This window comes from Brevibacterium sp. NPDC056726, from assembly GCF_042790515.1.
In the GTDB taxonomy this organism is placed as follows: domain Bacteria; phylum Actinomycetota; class Actinomycetes; order Actinomycetales; family Brevibacteriaceae; genus Brevibacterium; species Brevibacterium sanguinis.
Genome location: NZ_JBHTYZ010000008.1, coordinates 99,832 through 114,701, shown reverse-complemented (window position 1 = coordinate 114,701; position 14,870 = coordinate 99,832). Strand labels below are relative to the sequence as shown.

Here is a 14,870-nt window from a genome sequence, read left to right as displayed (position 1 = left end):
GCCGGCGCATGGGTCGCAAACGCGCCGAGGTGCGCCGCGAGGAGATCCTCGCCGCGACCATCGACGAGATCGAGGCGACCGGGCTGCGCGCCCTGCGGGTCGCCGACGTCGCCCGCCGCCTCGACCTGAGCGCGAGCCTCGTCATCTACCACTTCGCGACGAAGGAGGCCCTCGTCGCCGAGGCATTCGCCTTCGCCGGTGAGAACGACCTCGACCGGGCGCGGGCGATCGCCGCCGCGGACCGTCCGGCGCAGGAGATCCTCGACGACCTCCTCGCGTGGTACCTGCCGAGCGGGTCGACGCGCAGCTGGACGATCTGGATGGACGCATGGTCCGCGGCGCTCTTCGACGAGGAGATCAGGGCCACGCTCGCCCGTCTCGACCGCGCGTGGCAGACCGTGTTCGCCGAGGTGGTCCGCTCCGGTGCGGGGACCGGGGAATTCACCGTGGCGCCCGGTGACATCGCCGAGGCGGTGACGAAGATCCTCGCCCACCTCGACGGTCTCTCGGTCCGGCTGATGACCTCCGAGACCGACTCCCGGGCGCTCATGCTCGACTGGGTCCGCGACTTCGCCGACTCCGCTCTCGGACGCGCCCGCCCCCGGCCTTGACGCGCGGCGCCCTGCGGCCGCAGACTGGTGTGAGACTCTTACTGAACCGCTATTCAGTAAGACCTCCATCCGCCCGTCCCTCGGAGGCCCCATGTTCATGGACATCACCTGGCAGGACCCGATCACCGGCACCCACGGCTTCGTCGTCATCGACACCCTCGTGCGCGGCGCCGCCTCCGGGGGCCTGCGCATGCGGCCCGGGTGCACCCTGGAGGAGGTGCGCGGACTCGCCGAGGGCATGACCCGCAAAGAGGCGATCCACCTCGTGCCCGGACGCCGGTACGTCCCGGTCGGCGGGGCAAAGGGCGGCATCGACTTCGACCCCCGCGCCGAGGGCGCCGTCGACGTCCTCGAGCGCTTCCTCGTCGCTATCAATCCGCTCATGCACGCGTACTGGGCGCTCGGTGAGGACCTCGGAGTCCGGCAGGACGACATCGACGAGATCCTCGAGCGCCGCGGCCTCGGCAGCGGACTGAGCGCGGTCGAGAAGCTCGTCGCCGACCCCGCCGCAGCCGAGCAGCGGTCGCTGACGGCGTTCTCGACGATCGTCGACGGGGTCGCCCAGGACGAACTCGTCGGCGGACTCGGGGTGGCCGCCTCGGCGCTGGCCGCCCTCGAGGCCGACGGTCGGTCACCGGCGGACACGACCGCGGTGATCCAGGGATTCGGGTCGATGGGCGGGGCGACCGCGCGCTTCCTCGCCGAGGCGGGGGTGCGGATCGTCGGCATCGCCGATGCCGACGGGTTCGTCTCCAACCCCGCGGGCCTCGACGTCGAGACGCTGCTCGCCACCCGCGATCCCTACGGCGGCGTCTCCCGGGACGCGCTGCGCCCGGAAGATCATGTCGGCGACCGCGACGACTGGCTCGCCGCCGACGCCGACCTCCTCGTGCCCGCGGCCGTGAGCTACGCGATCACCGCCGACAACAGCGACCGCGTCCGTGCCAGGCACATCGTCGAGGCCGCGAACATGCCCGTCACCGCCGAGGCAGAGGAGGCGCTGGCGGCTCGCGGCGTCACCGTCGTTCCCGACTTCCTCGCGAACTCCGCGACGAACGCCTGGTGGTGGTGGGTGTACTTCGGTGACATCGACGGCTCGTGGGAGCAGAGCCGCGCCCTCATCGTTGAGACCCTGCGGGACCTGACGACCGAGACGATCACCGCGGCGCGGGAGTCCGGCGTCACCCCACGGGTCGCCGCCCAGGCCCGGGTCGACGCGAACCTCGCCGCCCTCGCCGACCTCGACCGCCCGATGGGTCAGGCTTAGGGCGCGACGTGGACCAGTTCTTCGACCCCAGCAGCGTCGCTGTCCTCGGAGCCTCGAACAATCCGGCGAAATGGGGCTTCTGGCTCGCCGCCGGAGCCCTGACCGGGGCCGGGCGACGGCGCGTCTTCCTCATCAACTCGAACGCCACCTCGATCCAGGGCGTCCCGACGCACGCGCGCCTGTCCGATCTGCCCGAGGCCCCCGAGCTCCTCGTCATCTCGATCCCGGGTGCCGGGGTCGAACCCGTCGTCGCCGAGGCGCTCGCGGCCGGCGTGCGCGCGTTCCTCATCGTCTCCACCCGGGTGCCGCGGGCCGCCGAGCTCGCCGCGACGATCACCGCCGCCGGTGCCCGGCTCATCGGCCCCGGCTCCCTCGGCCTCGTCGACTCCGGCAACGAGCTGCTCCTCGCGTGGGGCCATTTCACGCCGGGCTCGCTCGCCGTCGTCTCCCAGAGCGGGCAGCTCGGCTCGGAGATCGCCGCCCTCTCGGCCCGCAGCGGCATCGGGATCTCCCGGTTCGCCTCGATCGGCGGGCAGTCCGATGTCCGGGCGGCGGAGATCCTCGACACCCTCGTCGACGATCCCGCCACCAGTCAGGTCGCCGTCTACCTCGAATCCTTCAGCGGGGGAGAGGCGATCGTCGCTGCCCTGCAGCGCCTGCGGGCGGCGGGCAAACCGACGATGATCCTCACCACCGGAGCCTCGACCGCCGGCAGACGGCTCGCGCGCTCCCACACCGGGGCGCTCACCTCGGCGATCGACGCCGTCGATGCGGCCTGCCGGAAGGCCGGCGCGATCCGCCTGTCCTCACCGTCGGAGATCGTCGAACTCGCCGGGTACTTCGCCTCCTCATGGCTGCCGGGCGGCCGCCGGGTCGCGATCGTCTCCGACTCGGGCGGTCAGGCAGCGATCGCCGCGGACATGGCCGAACTCCACGGCCTCACCGTCGATCCGCTCACTGTGGCGACCCGCGCCAGGGTCTCCGCCGTCATCCCCGAGGCCGGGCACATCGACAACCCCATCGACCTCGACGGGGCCGGGGAGAAGGACCTGAGCGTCTACGCCCGCGTCGTGCGCGAGCTCCTCGCCGACGACAGCGTCGACGCCGTCGTCCTCACCGGGTACTTCGGCGCCTACGGGGAGGACACACCGGAGCTGGAAGCGGCTGAACTCGCCGAGGTGGGTGTCCTCGGCGGGACCGCCGCGGAGCTGCGCAAACCCCTGCTCGTCCATTCGATGAGCGCGGATTCCCCGGCCGTGACCGACCTGTGGGCGCGGTTCGTCCCCTGCTACCGGTCGATCGACACGACGATGCGGGTGCTCTCGCTCGCCGCGTTCTACGCCGCCCACTCCGGTCGGATCGCCGAGTCACTCGAACAGTCGGCGGCACTGACCCCGTGGGGGACCGGCTACAGCGCGGCCCGGGAGACGATCGCGGCAGCCGGGGTCGCCGTGCCCGCTGGGGTGCGGGTGGGGGACTCCGATGACCTCGCCGAGGCGGTCGCGGCAGCGGGTCTGACCCCGCCGTTCGTCCTCAAGGCAGGGTGGCCCGCGCACAAGACGGAGGTCGGCGGCATCGTCCTCGGGCTGCCGGACCTGGCCGCGCTCGACGCCGCGCACACGGAGATGGTCGGCCGCCTCGGTGCCGGTGACTACATCGTCGAGGAGATGGACCGGCGTGAGCACGTCGTCGAGATCCTCGTCGGCGGGCGGCAGGACGAGAACTTCGGTCCCATCGTCCTGGTCGGGGCCGGGGGCACGGAGACGGAGCTCTACGAGGACACCCGTCTCGAACTCGCGCCGGTGTCGCGGACCGAGGCCCTCGACATGCTCGCGCGACTGAAGATCCACCGGCTCCTCCAAGGATGGCGGGGCCGGCCGGCCGCCGACGTCGAGAGCCTCGCCGACGTCGTCGTCGCCGTCTCCCGGCTCATCGCCGGGTCGAACGCGATCACGGAGATCGAGATCAACCCCGTGCGCGTCGCCGCATCCGGGGCGCTCGCCGTCGACGCCCTCGTCATCACCGACCCCGGTGAGACCGAGGAGGCCGGAGAGACCGAGGACGCGGACGCCGCAGGCGACGACGTCACAGCTCCCACCCATCCGAGCACCGACACCAGCGACCGGGGCCAGGCCATCCCCACCCATCCCCGCACCGACACACGAACGGAGACGAGCGCATGAGCGAACTCACCGGCGGCGGCCACCTCGCCGCAGCCCTGGCCGCCGAGGGCATCACCCGCGTCTTCGGGATCCCCGGCACCCACAACCTCGAGATCTTCGCGCAGCTGAGCGAGCACGGCATCGAGATCGTCTCGCCCCGCCATGAACAGGGGGCGGGCTTCATGGCCGACGGCGCCGCCCGCGTCACCGGTGACGTCCAGGTCGTCGTGACGACGACGGGACCCGCCGTGCTCAACGCGCTGACCGCGCTGCTCCAGTCGTTCACCGACTCCGTGCCGGTCCTCCTCATCAGCCCCGGCATGCCCTCGACCCATCCCGGCCGCGGCACCGGACTCCTCCACGAGGTGCGCAGCCAGGCGCTCGCGATCGAGGCGATCCTCGGCGACAGTCACCGCGTGACGACCGTGGGGGAGGTGCCGCTGGCCGTCGCGCAGGCGCTCACGCGCATCCGCTCCGGCCGGCCCCGGCCCGCGAGCATCGAGATCCCGCTCGACCTCATCGAGGCCACCGGGCCAGGCATCATCCACCCCGCCGTCACCCGGCCCCTGCCCGTGCTCGATGAGCAGGGCGTCGCCACCGCCGCCGAGGCGCTCGCCGCCTCCCAGCGTCCGCTCGTCATCGCCGGCGGCGGGTCCCACGGTGCGGGGGAGGGGATCGTCGCCCTCGCCGAGGCGCTCGGCGCCGGGATCATCCTCTCCGCGAACGCCAAGGGCGCGATCGCCGGCGACCATCCGCTCGTGCTCGGGGCGAACGGGTTCCTCCCCGAGCTGCCCGACATCCTCGCCCGCGCCGATGCCGTCGTCGCGGTCGGCACCGAACTCGCCCCGAGCGACTTCTGGCCCGTACTACTGACCCTGCCCGACACCGTCGTACGCATCGACATCGACGAGACGCAGATGCTCGGCAATGCCGCGGTCAGCCATCCCCTCATCGCCGACGCGACCGAGGCCACCGCCTCTCTCGCCGCCGCCGTGAAGCGGGTGCGGGACCACAGCGGCGCCGAGGCGGTGGCGTCGGGCGGCGCAGCGGCGCCGGGCTCGGCCGTTGAGCGGAGCGCGGGCGGCTGGCCGGCCGAGGTCGTGGAGATCGCCCGCGCCGCGGCCGCCCGCGACGGGCAGCCGTGGGCGGCGCTGTCGGAGGGGCTCACCGCGTTCACCCAGGCCGCGGAGTCCCCGGTCGTCATCGCCGCCGACCAGACGATGAGCTGCTACTACGGCGTGCAGACCGGCTGGGCGGCCCGCCTCGGCGATCGCTATCTCTATCCGGCCGGCGCGGGCACGCTCGGGTTCGCGCTGCCGGCGGCGATCGGTGCGAAGCTCGCCGACCCCGCGGCCCGCGTCATCGCGATCGAGGGCGACGGGGGAGCGATGTTCACGATCCCCGAACTCGCCGCCGCCGTCCAGGACGAGGTCAGCCTCGCGCTCATCATCGTCGACAACGGCGGATACGGGGAGATCCGCAACGAGATGGCCGACCGCGGCGACGTGCCCACCGGCGTCGCCCTGCGCGGACCGGACTTCCCGGCCCTCGCCTCGGCGCTGGGGGCCCACGGAGTCCACGTCGACGGCGCAGAGGCACTCACGGCCGCCCTCACCTCGGCGATGGAGCGGACCGGTCCCACCCTCATCCACCTGTGGGAGGACTCCCGGGCGTCCGAGGACATGCTCGGCCGCTGAGGACCCACCCGACCCGACATCCACCCTTGCCGCCGGTGAGGGACGAAGGAGAGCTATGACCTACACCCCGTGGCCGCTCAGCGACGAGCAGTCCGCCGTCATCGACCTGTGCCGGACCTTCGCCGTCGAGCAGATCCGACCGGCGGGCCGCACCGTCGACGAGGCCGACACCGAATCGCCGGTCGACCTCTTCGCCGCGGCGGCGAAGCTCGGGATCACCGATTTCATGATCCCCGAGGAGTACGGCGGGGGCGGGTTCACCGACGTGTTCACACAGTGCCTCGTCCAGGAGCAGCTGTGCTTCGGGGATCCGGGGATCGGGAACTTCGTGTGCTCGAACGGCTTCTTCGCCGACCCCGTGCTCGCGCTCGGCACCGACGCGCAGAAGGAGGCGTGGCTGCGGCCCCTGACCGGGGAGAGCCCGAAGTTCACGGCGCTCGCGACGACCGAACCCGGCTCCGGATCGGACTCCGCGTCGATCATCACCCGCGCCGATCGGACCGACGGCGGATACCTTCTCAACGGGCAGAAGGCGTGGATCTCCAACGCCGGACTCGCCGACTTCTACGTCGTCTTCGCGAAGACCGACCCTGCGCAGCGGGCCCGCGGGGTCAGCGCGTTCCTCCTTGAGAAGGACACCCCGGGCATGGAGTTCGGGGCGCCGATGAAGAAGATGGGGCAGCGGGCGATCGTGTGCCGGGAGATCTTTCTCTCCGACGCATTCGTGCCCGAGGACAACCGCCTCGGCGCGGAGGGCCAGGGGTTCTACGGGCTCATGCGCACCTTCGACATCTCCCGCGTCGTCCTCGGCGCCGCCGCCCTCGGCACTGCCCGGGCCGCCTACGAGTACGCCCGGGACTATGCGCGCGAGCGCGAGCAGTTCGGGACGAAGATCATCGACCATCAGGCGGTCGCGTTCCGGCTCGCCGACATGTCCTCGCGCATCGACGCCGCGTGGCTGCAGGTGCTCAACGCCGCCCGGATGATCGACGCCGGTGACGCGGTGCCGCGGGAGCGGGTGACCGCCGCAGCGGCGATGGCGAAGCTGGGCGCCTCGGAGACGGCGATGTTCTCGACGTGGGCGGCCGTGCAGACCCTCGGCGGCTGGGGCTACTCGCGGGAGCATCCCGTCGAGCAGTGGATGCGCGACGTCAAGCTCGAGGAGATCGAGGAGGGCACGAGCGACATCATGCGCCTGCTCATCTCGCGCAGCCTCCCGTGAGGGTTCCGCCCCGGGAGAACGGCAGTGAGACCGTCGCCGACCAGGCGCCCTGCCTGGTCGGCGAGCGGTTCGAGAAACCTCGGCGAGTCCCGGAATAGCCTGACCTAACCTTGTGTTGTTCGAGATGAGGCCCTGATATAGGGTCGAAAATGAAGCCGCCGGCCAAGGCGGGCATCAATTCTCTTCAGGAGGAATCTCATGGCTGAGCAGTACACACTTCCGGAGCTGCCCTACGACTACTCCGCTCTCGAGCCGCACATCTCGGCTCGCATCATGGAGCTGCATCACGACAAGCACCACGCGACCTACGTCAAGGGCGCGAACACCGCGGTCGAGCAGATCGCCGAAGCCCGCGAGAGCGGCAACCTCGCGAACCTGCCCAAGCTCATCCGTGACCTCTCGTTCAACCTCGGCGGTCACGTCAACCACTCGATCTTCTGGCAGAACATGTCCCCGGACGGCGGCGACAAGCCGGTCGGCGAGCTCGCGGCTGCGATCGACGACCAGTTCGGCTCCTTCGACAAGTTTCGTGAGGTCTTCACGACTGCAGCGACGACGATCCAGGGCTCCGGTTGGGCCGTTCTCGTCTACGACCAGCTCGGCGGCAACCTCTTCGTCGAACAGCTCCACGACCAGCAGTCGGACATCCAGCAGGGCGGCACCCCGATCCTCCAGCTCGACATGTGGGAGCACGCGTTCTACCTCGACTACCAGAACGTCAAGCCCGACTACGTCAAGGCCTGGTGGAACATCGTCAACTGGGAGGACGCCGGCGCTCGCTTCGACCGCGCGGTCAACCAGACCAAGGGACTGCTCCTCGGCTGAGACGCTCTCCTGAGCTGAGCGCGTGAGGCCGACGCGGGTCTCAGCGTTGACGCTCGCGCTCATCAGGCGGCCCGGACTTCATCACGGAGTCCGGGCCGCCGCTCGTTGGGCGGCTGAGCGGCTGAGAGGGGATCCGCGGGCGACCGGTAGGGTGAGCCCATGACTGCTCACCTGCGATCATGGTCGCCGTCCGACGCCGAGGCGCTCGCTGAGATCTACGCCGAGTCCGACCCCGAGCTGCAGCGCAACATCCCCGAGGAGCACACCGCGGCAGGGGCGAGCACATGGATCGAGTCGATCCTCACCGCCGAGGCCGACGGCACAGCGCGCGCCTTCGTCATCGTCGACGGCACGAGGATCCTCGGCAATGTCATGGCGACAGGGGTCGAACGACGCCACTCGACGGCGTGGATCTCCTACTGGCTGCGCCCGGAGGCGCGGGGGCAGGGCCTCGCCTCCTCCGCGCTGCGCACACTCGTCGACGTCCTCCACGACGACCTCGGCGTCTATCGCCTCGAACTCGGGTACCGCGTGAACAACCCGGCCTCCGGAGTCGTCGCCGCGGCCGCCGGGTTCCTCGTCGAGGGACGTGAACGGCAGCGCCTCGACTACGGCGGCGTCCGCTACGACACCGAGGTGGCTGCGCGGCTGAGCGGGGACCCGCGGGCGCCGGGCGGACGGCTGCCCATCGCCGGCGGCGAGTGACGGACCGCCTCGGTGCGGTGACGACCTGAACGACCGACGGCAGCGGACTCGCTAGACTGGCCTGCGGGCGAAACTGCCCGCAGATCACCGTCGGAGGAAGCGAGCGCACATGAGGGTAGCCGTCATCGGAGCACAGGGACGGATGGGAGCCCAGGCCGTCCAGGCCGTCGAGGAGGCCGAGGGCCTCGACCTCGTCGCCGCGCTCGGCAGCTCGGATCCGCTGGAGACGCTCACCGACCTCGACGTCGACGTCGCCGTCGAACTCACGGTGCCCAAGGCCACCGAGGACAACGTCCGGTTCCTCGTCGAACACGACATCGACACCGTCGTCGGCACGACCGGGTGGGATGCCGACCGGCTCGAGCGGCTCACCGCCCTCCTCGCCGACCACCCGGACACGGCCGTCCTCATCGCCCCCAATTTCTCGATCGGGGCGGTGCTCGCCATGCGCTTCGCCGAGGTGGCCGCCCCCTACTTCGACTCCGCCGAGGTCGTCGAGATCCACCATCCCCGCAAGCTCGACGCCCCCTCGGGCACCGCCGTGCACACCGCGCAGCGCATCGCCGCTGCCCGCCGCGACGCCGGCCTGCCTGCCGTTCCCGACGCCACCGAGACCGACCCCGACGGCGCCCGCGGTGCGGTCATCGACGGCATCCACGTCCACGCGATCCGCCAGCTCGGCATGACCGCCTCGGAGGAGATCCACTTCGGTGCCGCCGGCGAGGCCCTGACGATTCGGACCGATTCGTTCTCCACCTCGGCGTTCATGCCCGGCATCATCACCGCCGTCCGTGCGATCGGCGATCGGACCGGGCTCCTGCACGGCCTCGAGAGCATCCTCGACCTCTGATGTCGAAAGCGAAGATCGGGGCGATCATCGTCTCCGTCGTGCTCGCGTTCTACTTCGTCCTCATGGGACAGCGGGCGTGGATCCTCCTGCGCGAACCCGAGCTCATCCCCAAGCTCATGGGCATCGCCCTGCTCGTGCTGCCGATCGTCGGCGCGTGGGCGCTCATCATGGAGCTCCTCTTCGGTTCGCGGATGGAGCGGCTCGCGAAGATCCTCGAATCCGAGGGGGGACTGCCCGTCGACGATCTGCCGCGCACGCCCGGCGGCCGGATCGTGCGGGAGGCCGCCGACGAGGCGTTCGCCCAGTACCAGTCCGAAGCCGACGCCGCACCGGATGACTGGCGCTCGTGGTTCCGTCTCTCGTGCGCCTATGACGCGAGCGGCGACCGGCGCCGTGCCCGCGCGACGATGCGCAAGGCGATCTCGATGGAGAGAGCCGGGCAGGCGTAGGCGCTCTGCCTCCGGGCGGTTCTGCCGCCGGCTCGGGGGCGCTGCCTATCGCCGGTCCGGGGGACCCGGATGCGCCGGCGGATCGGGATGCGCCGGGGGGTCGGGGTTCGCCGGGGGACCCGGGTTCGCCGGAGGATCCGCCCGGTGCGCCGGAGGAGCCGCGGCCGCGGTGCCCGGTGCCGCCTCGGCGCCCTGACCATTGCCCGCGCGTACCGGACTCACCGCTTTGACGAGGGAGGCGATGACGCCTTCGAGCGGACCGCGCGGACTGACTAAGACCTTCCAGACGATCGCGAGGATGATGAAGGTCAGGGCGTGGATCGCGTACTCGGTCGTGATCTTCGCCGGGTCGGCCTGCTCGATCATCGGCGCCGGCTGGTAGAAGGGGTGCGTGATCTCGACGAGGACGACGTGGGCGGCGTAGACGGTCAGCGGCATCGATCCCGGAGCGCTCAGCGGGGCGAGCAGCCACGACCGCCGGCCGAGCAGGATCGCGGCGGCCTGGAGCACGGCGATCGCGGCGAGCGAGGTGCCGGCGGTGGAGATGAGATCGAACGGGGTCGCCGAATGCGGTCCCGCGATCGCCAGCCACCACCACGAATCCGGTGGTGTCACCCCGTAGCTGTTGATGAAGAGCGCGGCGTTGAGGTCGGCCCCTGAGGTGGCGGCGAGGGCTTCGAGCTCGGCGCGGCCGCCGGCGACGTCGAGGAGGAACCACGAGCCGCCGCGGCCGATGGCGAAGAGGGCGACTCCGGCGAGGAAGAGGGCGGTGAGGTGCCGGCCGATGTCGATCTTCGCGACCGCCATGCCGAGGAGGATGTAGGCCATCCACTGGAGGATCGGATAGTAGCCGGTGAAGACGAGGTCGGTGAACATCGGGCCGAGCGCCCCGAGATCGAACCACGACATCGCCGAGTACGAGGTCTCGAGACCGTACGTGCTGCGCACCCACATCGACACGAGCGGGCTGAGGGCCATCCACAGCCCCGCGAGCGTGAAGAGCGCCCACGGCCGCAGGCGCAGGAAGAGCAGCGCGATGGCGAACATGACACCGTAGTTGACGAGGATGACCGCGAGGTTCGTCGTGATCGCTCCGAGGAAGAGCCCGACGACGATGATCGACGCCGCCCGCACGAGGACCCCGGGCGCCACATCGCGGAGACGACCGGTGGCCTCAAGGGTGCCGCGGGTCGAGAGGACGAGCGAGCAGCCGGCGAGCACCGCGAAGAGCGCCGAGGCGCGACCGGAGAAGATCGCCGCCCACGTCGGGTCGCCCATCTCATCGGTGAGGGGGAAGATGTGGGTGACCATCATCGTCAGCAGCGCCAGTCCGCGGGCGGCGTCGAGACCGACGAGGCGGCCGGGCGGACTCAGTCTGCTGACGAACCGCGCCGAGGCGGTCGCCGGTTGAGTGCTCATGGAACGATTCTCACATGTGAGCCCCCTGGGCCGGGTGTGAACGGTATGTTAATGCCATGACCTTCAATCCGAATGCTGACATCAGCTCGAACCGGACGAGTCGTCGCGGACGCAACACGGCGATCGCCGGCGGCGGTGTCGGAGTCATCGGCCTCCTCGTCTTCCTCGTCGGGCCTCTCCTCGGCGTGGACCTCAGCGGGTTCATCGACGATCCCGCGCTCGAGAGCGGCGGCGGAGGGAACATCTCCAACGAAGCCGCGATGGCCCAATGCGACACCGGCGCCGATGCCAACAAGTCGACCGACTGCCGGATGGCCGGAGCCCAGGTCGTCCTCGACGACTACTGGTCGCAGCAGGTCGAGGGATACACGCCGCCGCAGATGACGATCGTCGACGGGCAGACGTCGACGCAGTGCGGCACCGCCTCGAACGCCGTCGGTCCCTTCTACTGCCCGCCCGAGCAGGGCGTCTACATCGACCCGACCTTCTTCGGCGTGATGCGGGATCGCTTCGGCGCCTCCGCCGACGAACTCGCCCAGCTCTACATCGTCGGCCACGAGTGGGGTCACCACATCCAGAACATCACCGGGACGATGGACCGGTACCCCAACAACGGCACCGGACCCGAGAGCAACGGTGTCCGCACCGAACTCCAGGCCGACTGCTATGCCGGTGCTTGGCTCGGCGACGTCACGACGCTCACCGACGACAACGGCACCCCGTACCTCGAGCCGCCGACGCAGACGCAGATCGACGACGCCCTCAACGCCGCCTTCGTCGTCGGCGACGACTACATCCAGGGGCAGTCGGGCATGGTCAACCCCGAGAGCTTCACCCACGGGACGAGCGAACAGCGCCAGCGGTGGTTCACCGACGGCTACAACAAAGGCCTCGGCAGCTGCGACGCCTTCGCCGTGCCCGGCAGCCAGCTCTGAACCAACCAGTTCTGAGGCAGCCGCGAGTGCCCCTTCCCCAGTTATCCATACCGTGATATGAATTACTGGTCGGCTTCACCTCGCGCATCGATCAAGGACGATCATGTCTCACCTCTTTCCCCATCTCTTCGAGCCCATCACCCTCGGGTCACGGACCATCCGAAACCGCATCGTCTCATCCGGCCATGACACGGTCCTCGACGACCACGGGCAGATCGGCCCCGACCTCGTCGCCTACCACGAGGCAAGGGCCCGCGGCGGCTGCGGGCTCATCGTCCTCCAGGTCTCCGGCATCCACGAGACCGCGCGGTACACCAACCACGTCCTCATGGCCACCGACGACTCCGCGATCCCCGGCTATCGTGCCGTCGCCGAGGCGGTCCACCGGCACGGCGGAACGATCTTCGCCCAGCTCTTCCACCCTGGCCGCGAAGTCATGGACGGTCAGGGCGGCATGGCCCCGCGGGCCGTCGCACCGAGCGACGCACCGCAGGAGCGCTTCAAGGTCGTGCCCGAAGCCCTGAGCACCGCGCAGGTGAGAGACATCATCGCCGGATACGCGAGCTCGGCGGCGCGGATCGCGACCAGCGGCATCGACGGCGTCGAGATCGTCGCGAGCCACGGCTACCTGCCCATCCAGTTCGTCAACCCGCGGATCAACACCCGCACCGACGACTACGGCGGCAGCCCCGAGAACCGCCGCCGCTTCCTCACCGAGGTCGTCGATGGCGTGCGCGCCGCCGTCGGACCCGACATCGTCGTGGGCCTGCGCATCTCGGGGGAGGAGAAGACCGAGGACGGCCTCGTCGCCGGAGAGATCCTCGACCTCATCGGCCACCTCGACGAGCAGGGCGCCCTCGACTACTTCTCCGTCACCGCCGGCGACTCCTCGACCCTCCAGGGCGCCGTCCACATCGTGCCGTCGATGCAGATCGAACCCGGATACGCGACGTCCCTCTCGGCGCAGGTGAAGAAGGTCACCGACCTGCCCGTCATGGTCGCCGGCCGCATCAACCAGCCCCATGAGGCCGAAGCCGCGATCGCCGAGGGCCGCACCGACATGGCGATCATGACCCGGGCGATGATCTGCGACCCCGACCTCGCCGAGAAGTCCGCCCGCGACGCCGTCGACGAGATCCGCGCATGCATCGGCTGCAACCAGGCGTGCATCGGCCATTTCCAGATGGGCGTGCCGATCTCGTGCATCCAACACCCCGAAACCGGCCGCGAACTCACCTTCCTGCCCCGCCCGCACGTCCGGCGGCCGCGCCGCGTCCTCGTCATCGGCGGGGGACCGGGCGGACTCAAGGCCGCAGCGGTCGCCGCCGAACAGGGCGATGACGTCGTCCTCTGCGAAGCCGAGCCCCACCTCGGCGGGGCGGTGCTGCTCGCCCAGACCCTGCCCTATCGTGCGGAGTTCGGCGGGGCGGCGACGAATCTGTCCGCCGAGGCGGCCCGGGCCGGGGCCGAACTGCGCACCTCGACGCCGGTGACCCAGGAGATCCTCGCCGAGGTGGCACCCGACCATGTCATCGTCGCCACCGGGGCGGTCGAGCGGATGCCCGCCCTCGAGATCGCCGATGACGCCCTCGTCATCGGGGCCCGCGAGTACCTCAGTGAGCAGCCGCGGCTGCCGGCCGGGCGCATCCTCGTCGCGGACTGGAAGGGCGACTGGATCGGGCTCGGGGTTGCACTCAGTCTCGCGGAGTCCGGTCATCCCGTCACACTGGCCACGGCCGCGAACTTCGCCGGCGCCGCGATCCAGCAGTACACCCGCACCCTGCTCGTCTCCCAGGCGCTGCGCGTCGGAGTGGAGTTCCTGGGCGACGCGCGGCTCGTCGGCGTCGATGAGGACACCGGATACCTCCAGTCGACGCTGTGCGAGATCGTCCACGAAGTCGACGGGGTCGCGGCGACGATCGTGTCCGCAGCTCCCCGGGCGACGGTGCCCGACCTCGACTTCGGACCGGCGAGCGTCGAGGTCATCGGGGACGCCCGGGCGCCGCGGACGGTCGAGGAGGCCGTCTATGAGGGACTCGTCGCCGCGAAGAACCTCGCGCAGACTGCGGCGGCGAGCGCATGAGCCCGCGCCCCCAGCTCGATCCGACAGCGGTCGCCGCGAGACGGACGGCGATCCTCGAGGCGACGATCGCCGAGATCGTCCGGCGCGGACCCGACGCCGTCCGGCTCAAGGACGTCGCCGCAGCGGTCGGAGTGTCCGTCGGCACGGTCCAGTACTACTTCGCGAACCGCGACGATCTCCTTCTCGAGGCGCTGTCGTCGCACAGCCGCTCGGTCATCGACGCGATCGAGCGCCTCGCCCGCGTCGACGGGAGCGCGTGGGATCGCCTGCGGGCGACGTTCGCCGCGGTCCCGACCGTCGAGTCGTATGAGCACCGGGCGATCGTGTGGGTCGAACTCGTTGCGGCCGCCCGCCGGAACCGGATCCTCCAGCAGTCCGTCGCCGAGGTGTTCGCCCGCTGGCGGGCGCACTTCCGTTCCCTCATCGACCTCGGCATCGCCGAGGGAAGCCTGACACCCCAGGCCGACACCAGCCTCATCGTCGACACGCTCATCGCCCAGATCGACGGTTTCGACCTCGCGATCGCCGCCGGCCGGGAGGGCCTCACCCCCGACCAGATCAGCGTGACCCTCGAAGCGACGGCCGCCGCCCTGCTGAGGGTCGACTCGACTGCGGAGGCCCGGCGTCCCTGACCGCGGGGACCTC

General features: G+C 70.6%; 13 protein-coding genes. 12 read left to right on the top strand and 1 reads right to left on the bottom strand.

The window, feature by feature from the left end; translation table 11 throughout:
* Positions 1 to 8 precede the first annotated feature (8 nt).
* From ACFQ91_RS16950 to ACFQ91_RS16910, 9 genes are all read left to right on the top strand, one after another.
* Positions 9 to 611: a TetR/AcrR family transcriptional regulator gene (locus ACFQ91_RS16950; protein WP_344251720.1), complete on the top strand. Its 603-nt coding sequence runs from the start codon at positions 9 to 11 to the stop codon at positions 609 to 611.
* A 91-nt stretch (positions 612 to 702) separates the two neighbouring features.
* On the top strand, positions 703 to 1,878 hold the full coding sequence (locus ACFQ91_RS16945; protein ID WP_344251721.1) for a Glu/Leu/Phe/Val dehydrogenase dimerization domain-containing protein: 1,176 nt from the start codon (positions 703 to 705) through the stop codon (positions 1,876 to 1,878).
* Between the two features lie 8 nt (positions 1,879 to 1,886).
* Complete coding sequence (locus ACFQ91_RS16940; RefSeq protein WP_344251722.1) at positions 1,887 to 4,061, top strand: acetate--CoA ligase family protein; 2,175 nt, start codon at positions 1,887 to 1,889, stop codon at positions 4,059 to 4,061.
* On the top strand, positions 4,058 to 5,737 hold the full coding sequence (locus ACFQ91_RS16935; protein WP_344251723.1) for a thiamine pyrophosphate-binding protein: 1,680 nt from the start codon (positions 4,058 to 4,060) through the stop codon (positions 5,735 to 5,737). Before ACFQ91_RS16940 ends, ACFQ91_RS16935 begins: the two co-directional genes overlap by 4 nt.
* Before the next feature lie 55 nt (positions 5,738 to 5,792).
* Complete coding sequence (locus ACFQ91_RS16930; protein ID WP_344251724.1) at positions 5,793 to 6,959, top strand: acyl-CoA dehydrogenase family protein; 1,167 nt, start codon at positions 5,793 to 5,795, stop codon at positions 6,957 to 6,959.
* A 198-nt stretch (positions 6,960 to 7,157) separates the two neighbouring features.
* Positions 7,158 to 7,784: a superoxide dismutase gene (locus tag ACFQ91_RS16925; protein ID WP_009378466.1), complete on the top strand. Its 627-nt coding sequence runs from the start codon at positions 7,158 to 7,160 to the stop codon at positions 7,782 to 7,784.
* Positions 7,785 to 7,943: 159 nt separating this feature from the next.
* Positions 7,944 to 8,489: a GNAT family N-acetyltransferase gene (locus ACFQ91_RS16920; RefSeq protein ID WP_344251725.1), complete on the top strand. Its 546-nt coding sequence runs from the start codon at positions 7,944 to 7,946 to the stop codon at positions 8,487 to 8,489.
* 109 nt (positions 8,490 to 8,598) lie between these two features.
* Positions 8,599 to 9,339 carry a 4-hydroxy-tetrahydrodipicolinate reductase gene (gene dapB, locus ACFQ91_RS16915; protein ID WP_344251726.1) on the top strand — a complete coding sequence of 247 codons (741 nt, stop codon included), beginning with the start codon at positions 8,599 to 8,601 and terminating at the stop codon, positions 9,337 to 9,339.
* A complete protein-coding gene (locus tag ACFQ91_RS16910; RefSeq protein ID WP_137826337.1) occupies positions 9,339 to 9,788 on the top strand; it encodes a tetratricopeptide repeat protein in 450 nt (149 codons plus the stop codon). The genes dapB and ACFQ91_RS16910 overlap by 1 nt, the downstream gene beginning before the upstream one ends.
* A gap of 45 nt (positions 9,789 to 9,833) precedes the next feature.
* Here the strand turns inward: ACFQ91_RS16910 and ACFQ91_RS16905 are convergent, their stop codons facing one another.
* Positions 9,834 to 11,207 (bottom strand): heparan-alpha-glucosaminide N-acetyltransferase domain-containing protein, encoded by a 1,374-nt coding sequence (locus ACFQ91_RS16905; protein ID WP_344251727.1) that lies wholly within the window; start codon positions 11,205 to 11,207, stop codon positions 9,834 to 9,836.
* Positions 11,208 to 11,263: 56 nt separating this feature from the next.
* On the opposite strand from ACFQ91_RS16905, the gene ACFQ91_RS16900 reads away from it, so the two are divergent.
* The 3 genes from ACFQ91_RS16900 (at position 11,264) to ACFQ91_RS16890 (ending at position 14,857) form a co-directional block, all read left to right on the top strand.
* Positions 11,264 to 12,142, top strand: coding sequence for a neutral zinc metallopeptidase (locus tag ACFQ91_RS16900; protein ID WP_211979043.1), 879 nt, complete (start codon positions 11,264 to 11,266; stop codon positions 12,140 to 12,142).
* Positions 12,143 to 12,245: 103 nt separating this feature from the next.
* Positions 12,246 to 14,225: an FAD-dependent oxidoreductase gene (locus ACFQ91_RS16895; RefSeq protein ID WP_344258285.1), complete on the top strand. Its 1,980-nt coding sequence runs from the start codon at positions 12,246 to 12,248 to the stop codon at positions 14,223 to 14,225.
* Positions 14,222 to 14,857 carry a TetR/AcrR family transcriptional regulator gene (locus ACFQ91_RS16890; protein WP_344258287.1) on the top strand — a complete coding sequence of 212 codons (636 nt, stop codon included), beginning with the start codon at positions 14,222 to 14,224 and terminating at the stop codon, positions 14,855 to 14,857. The genes ACFQ91_RS16895 and ACFQ91_RS16890 overlap by 4 nt, the downstream gene beginning before the upstream one ends.
* Positions 14,858 to 14,870 lie beyond the last annotated feature (13 nt).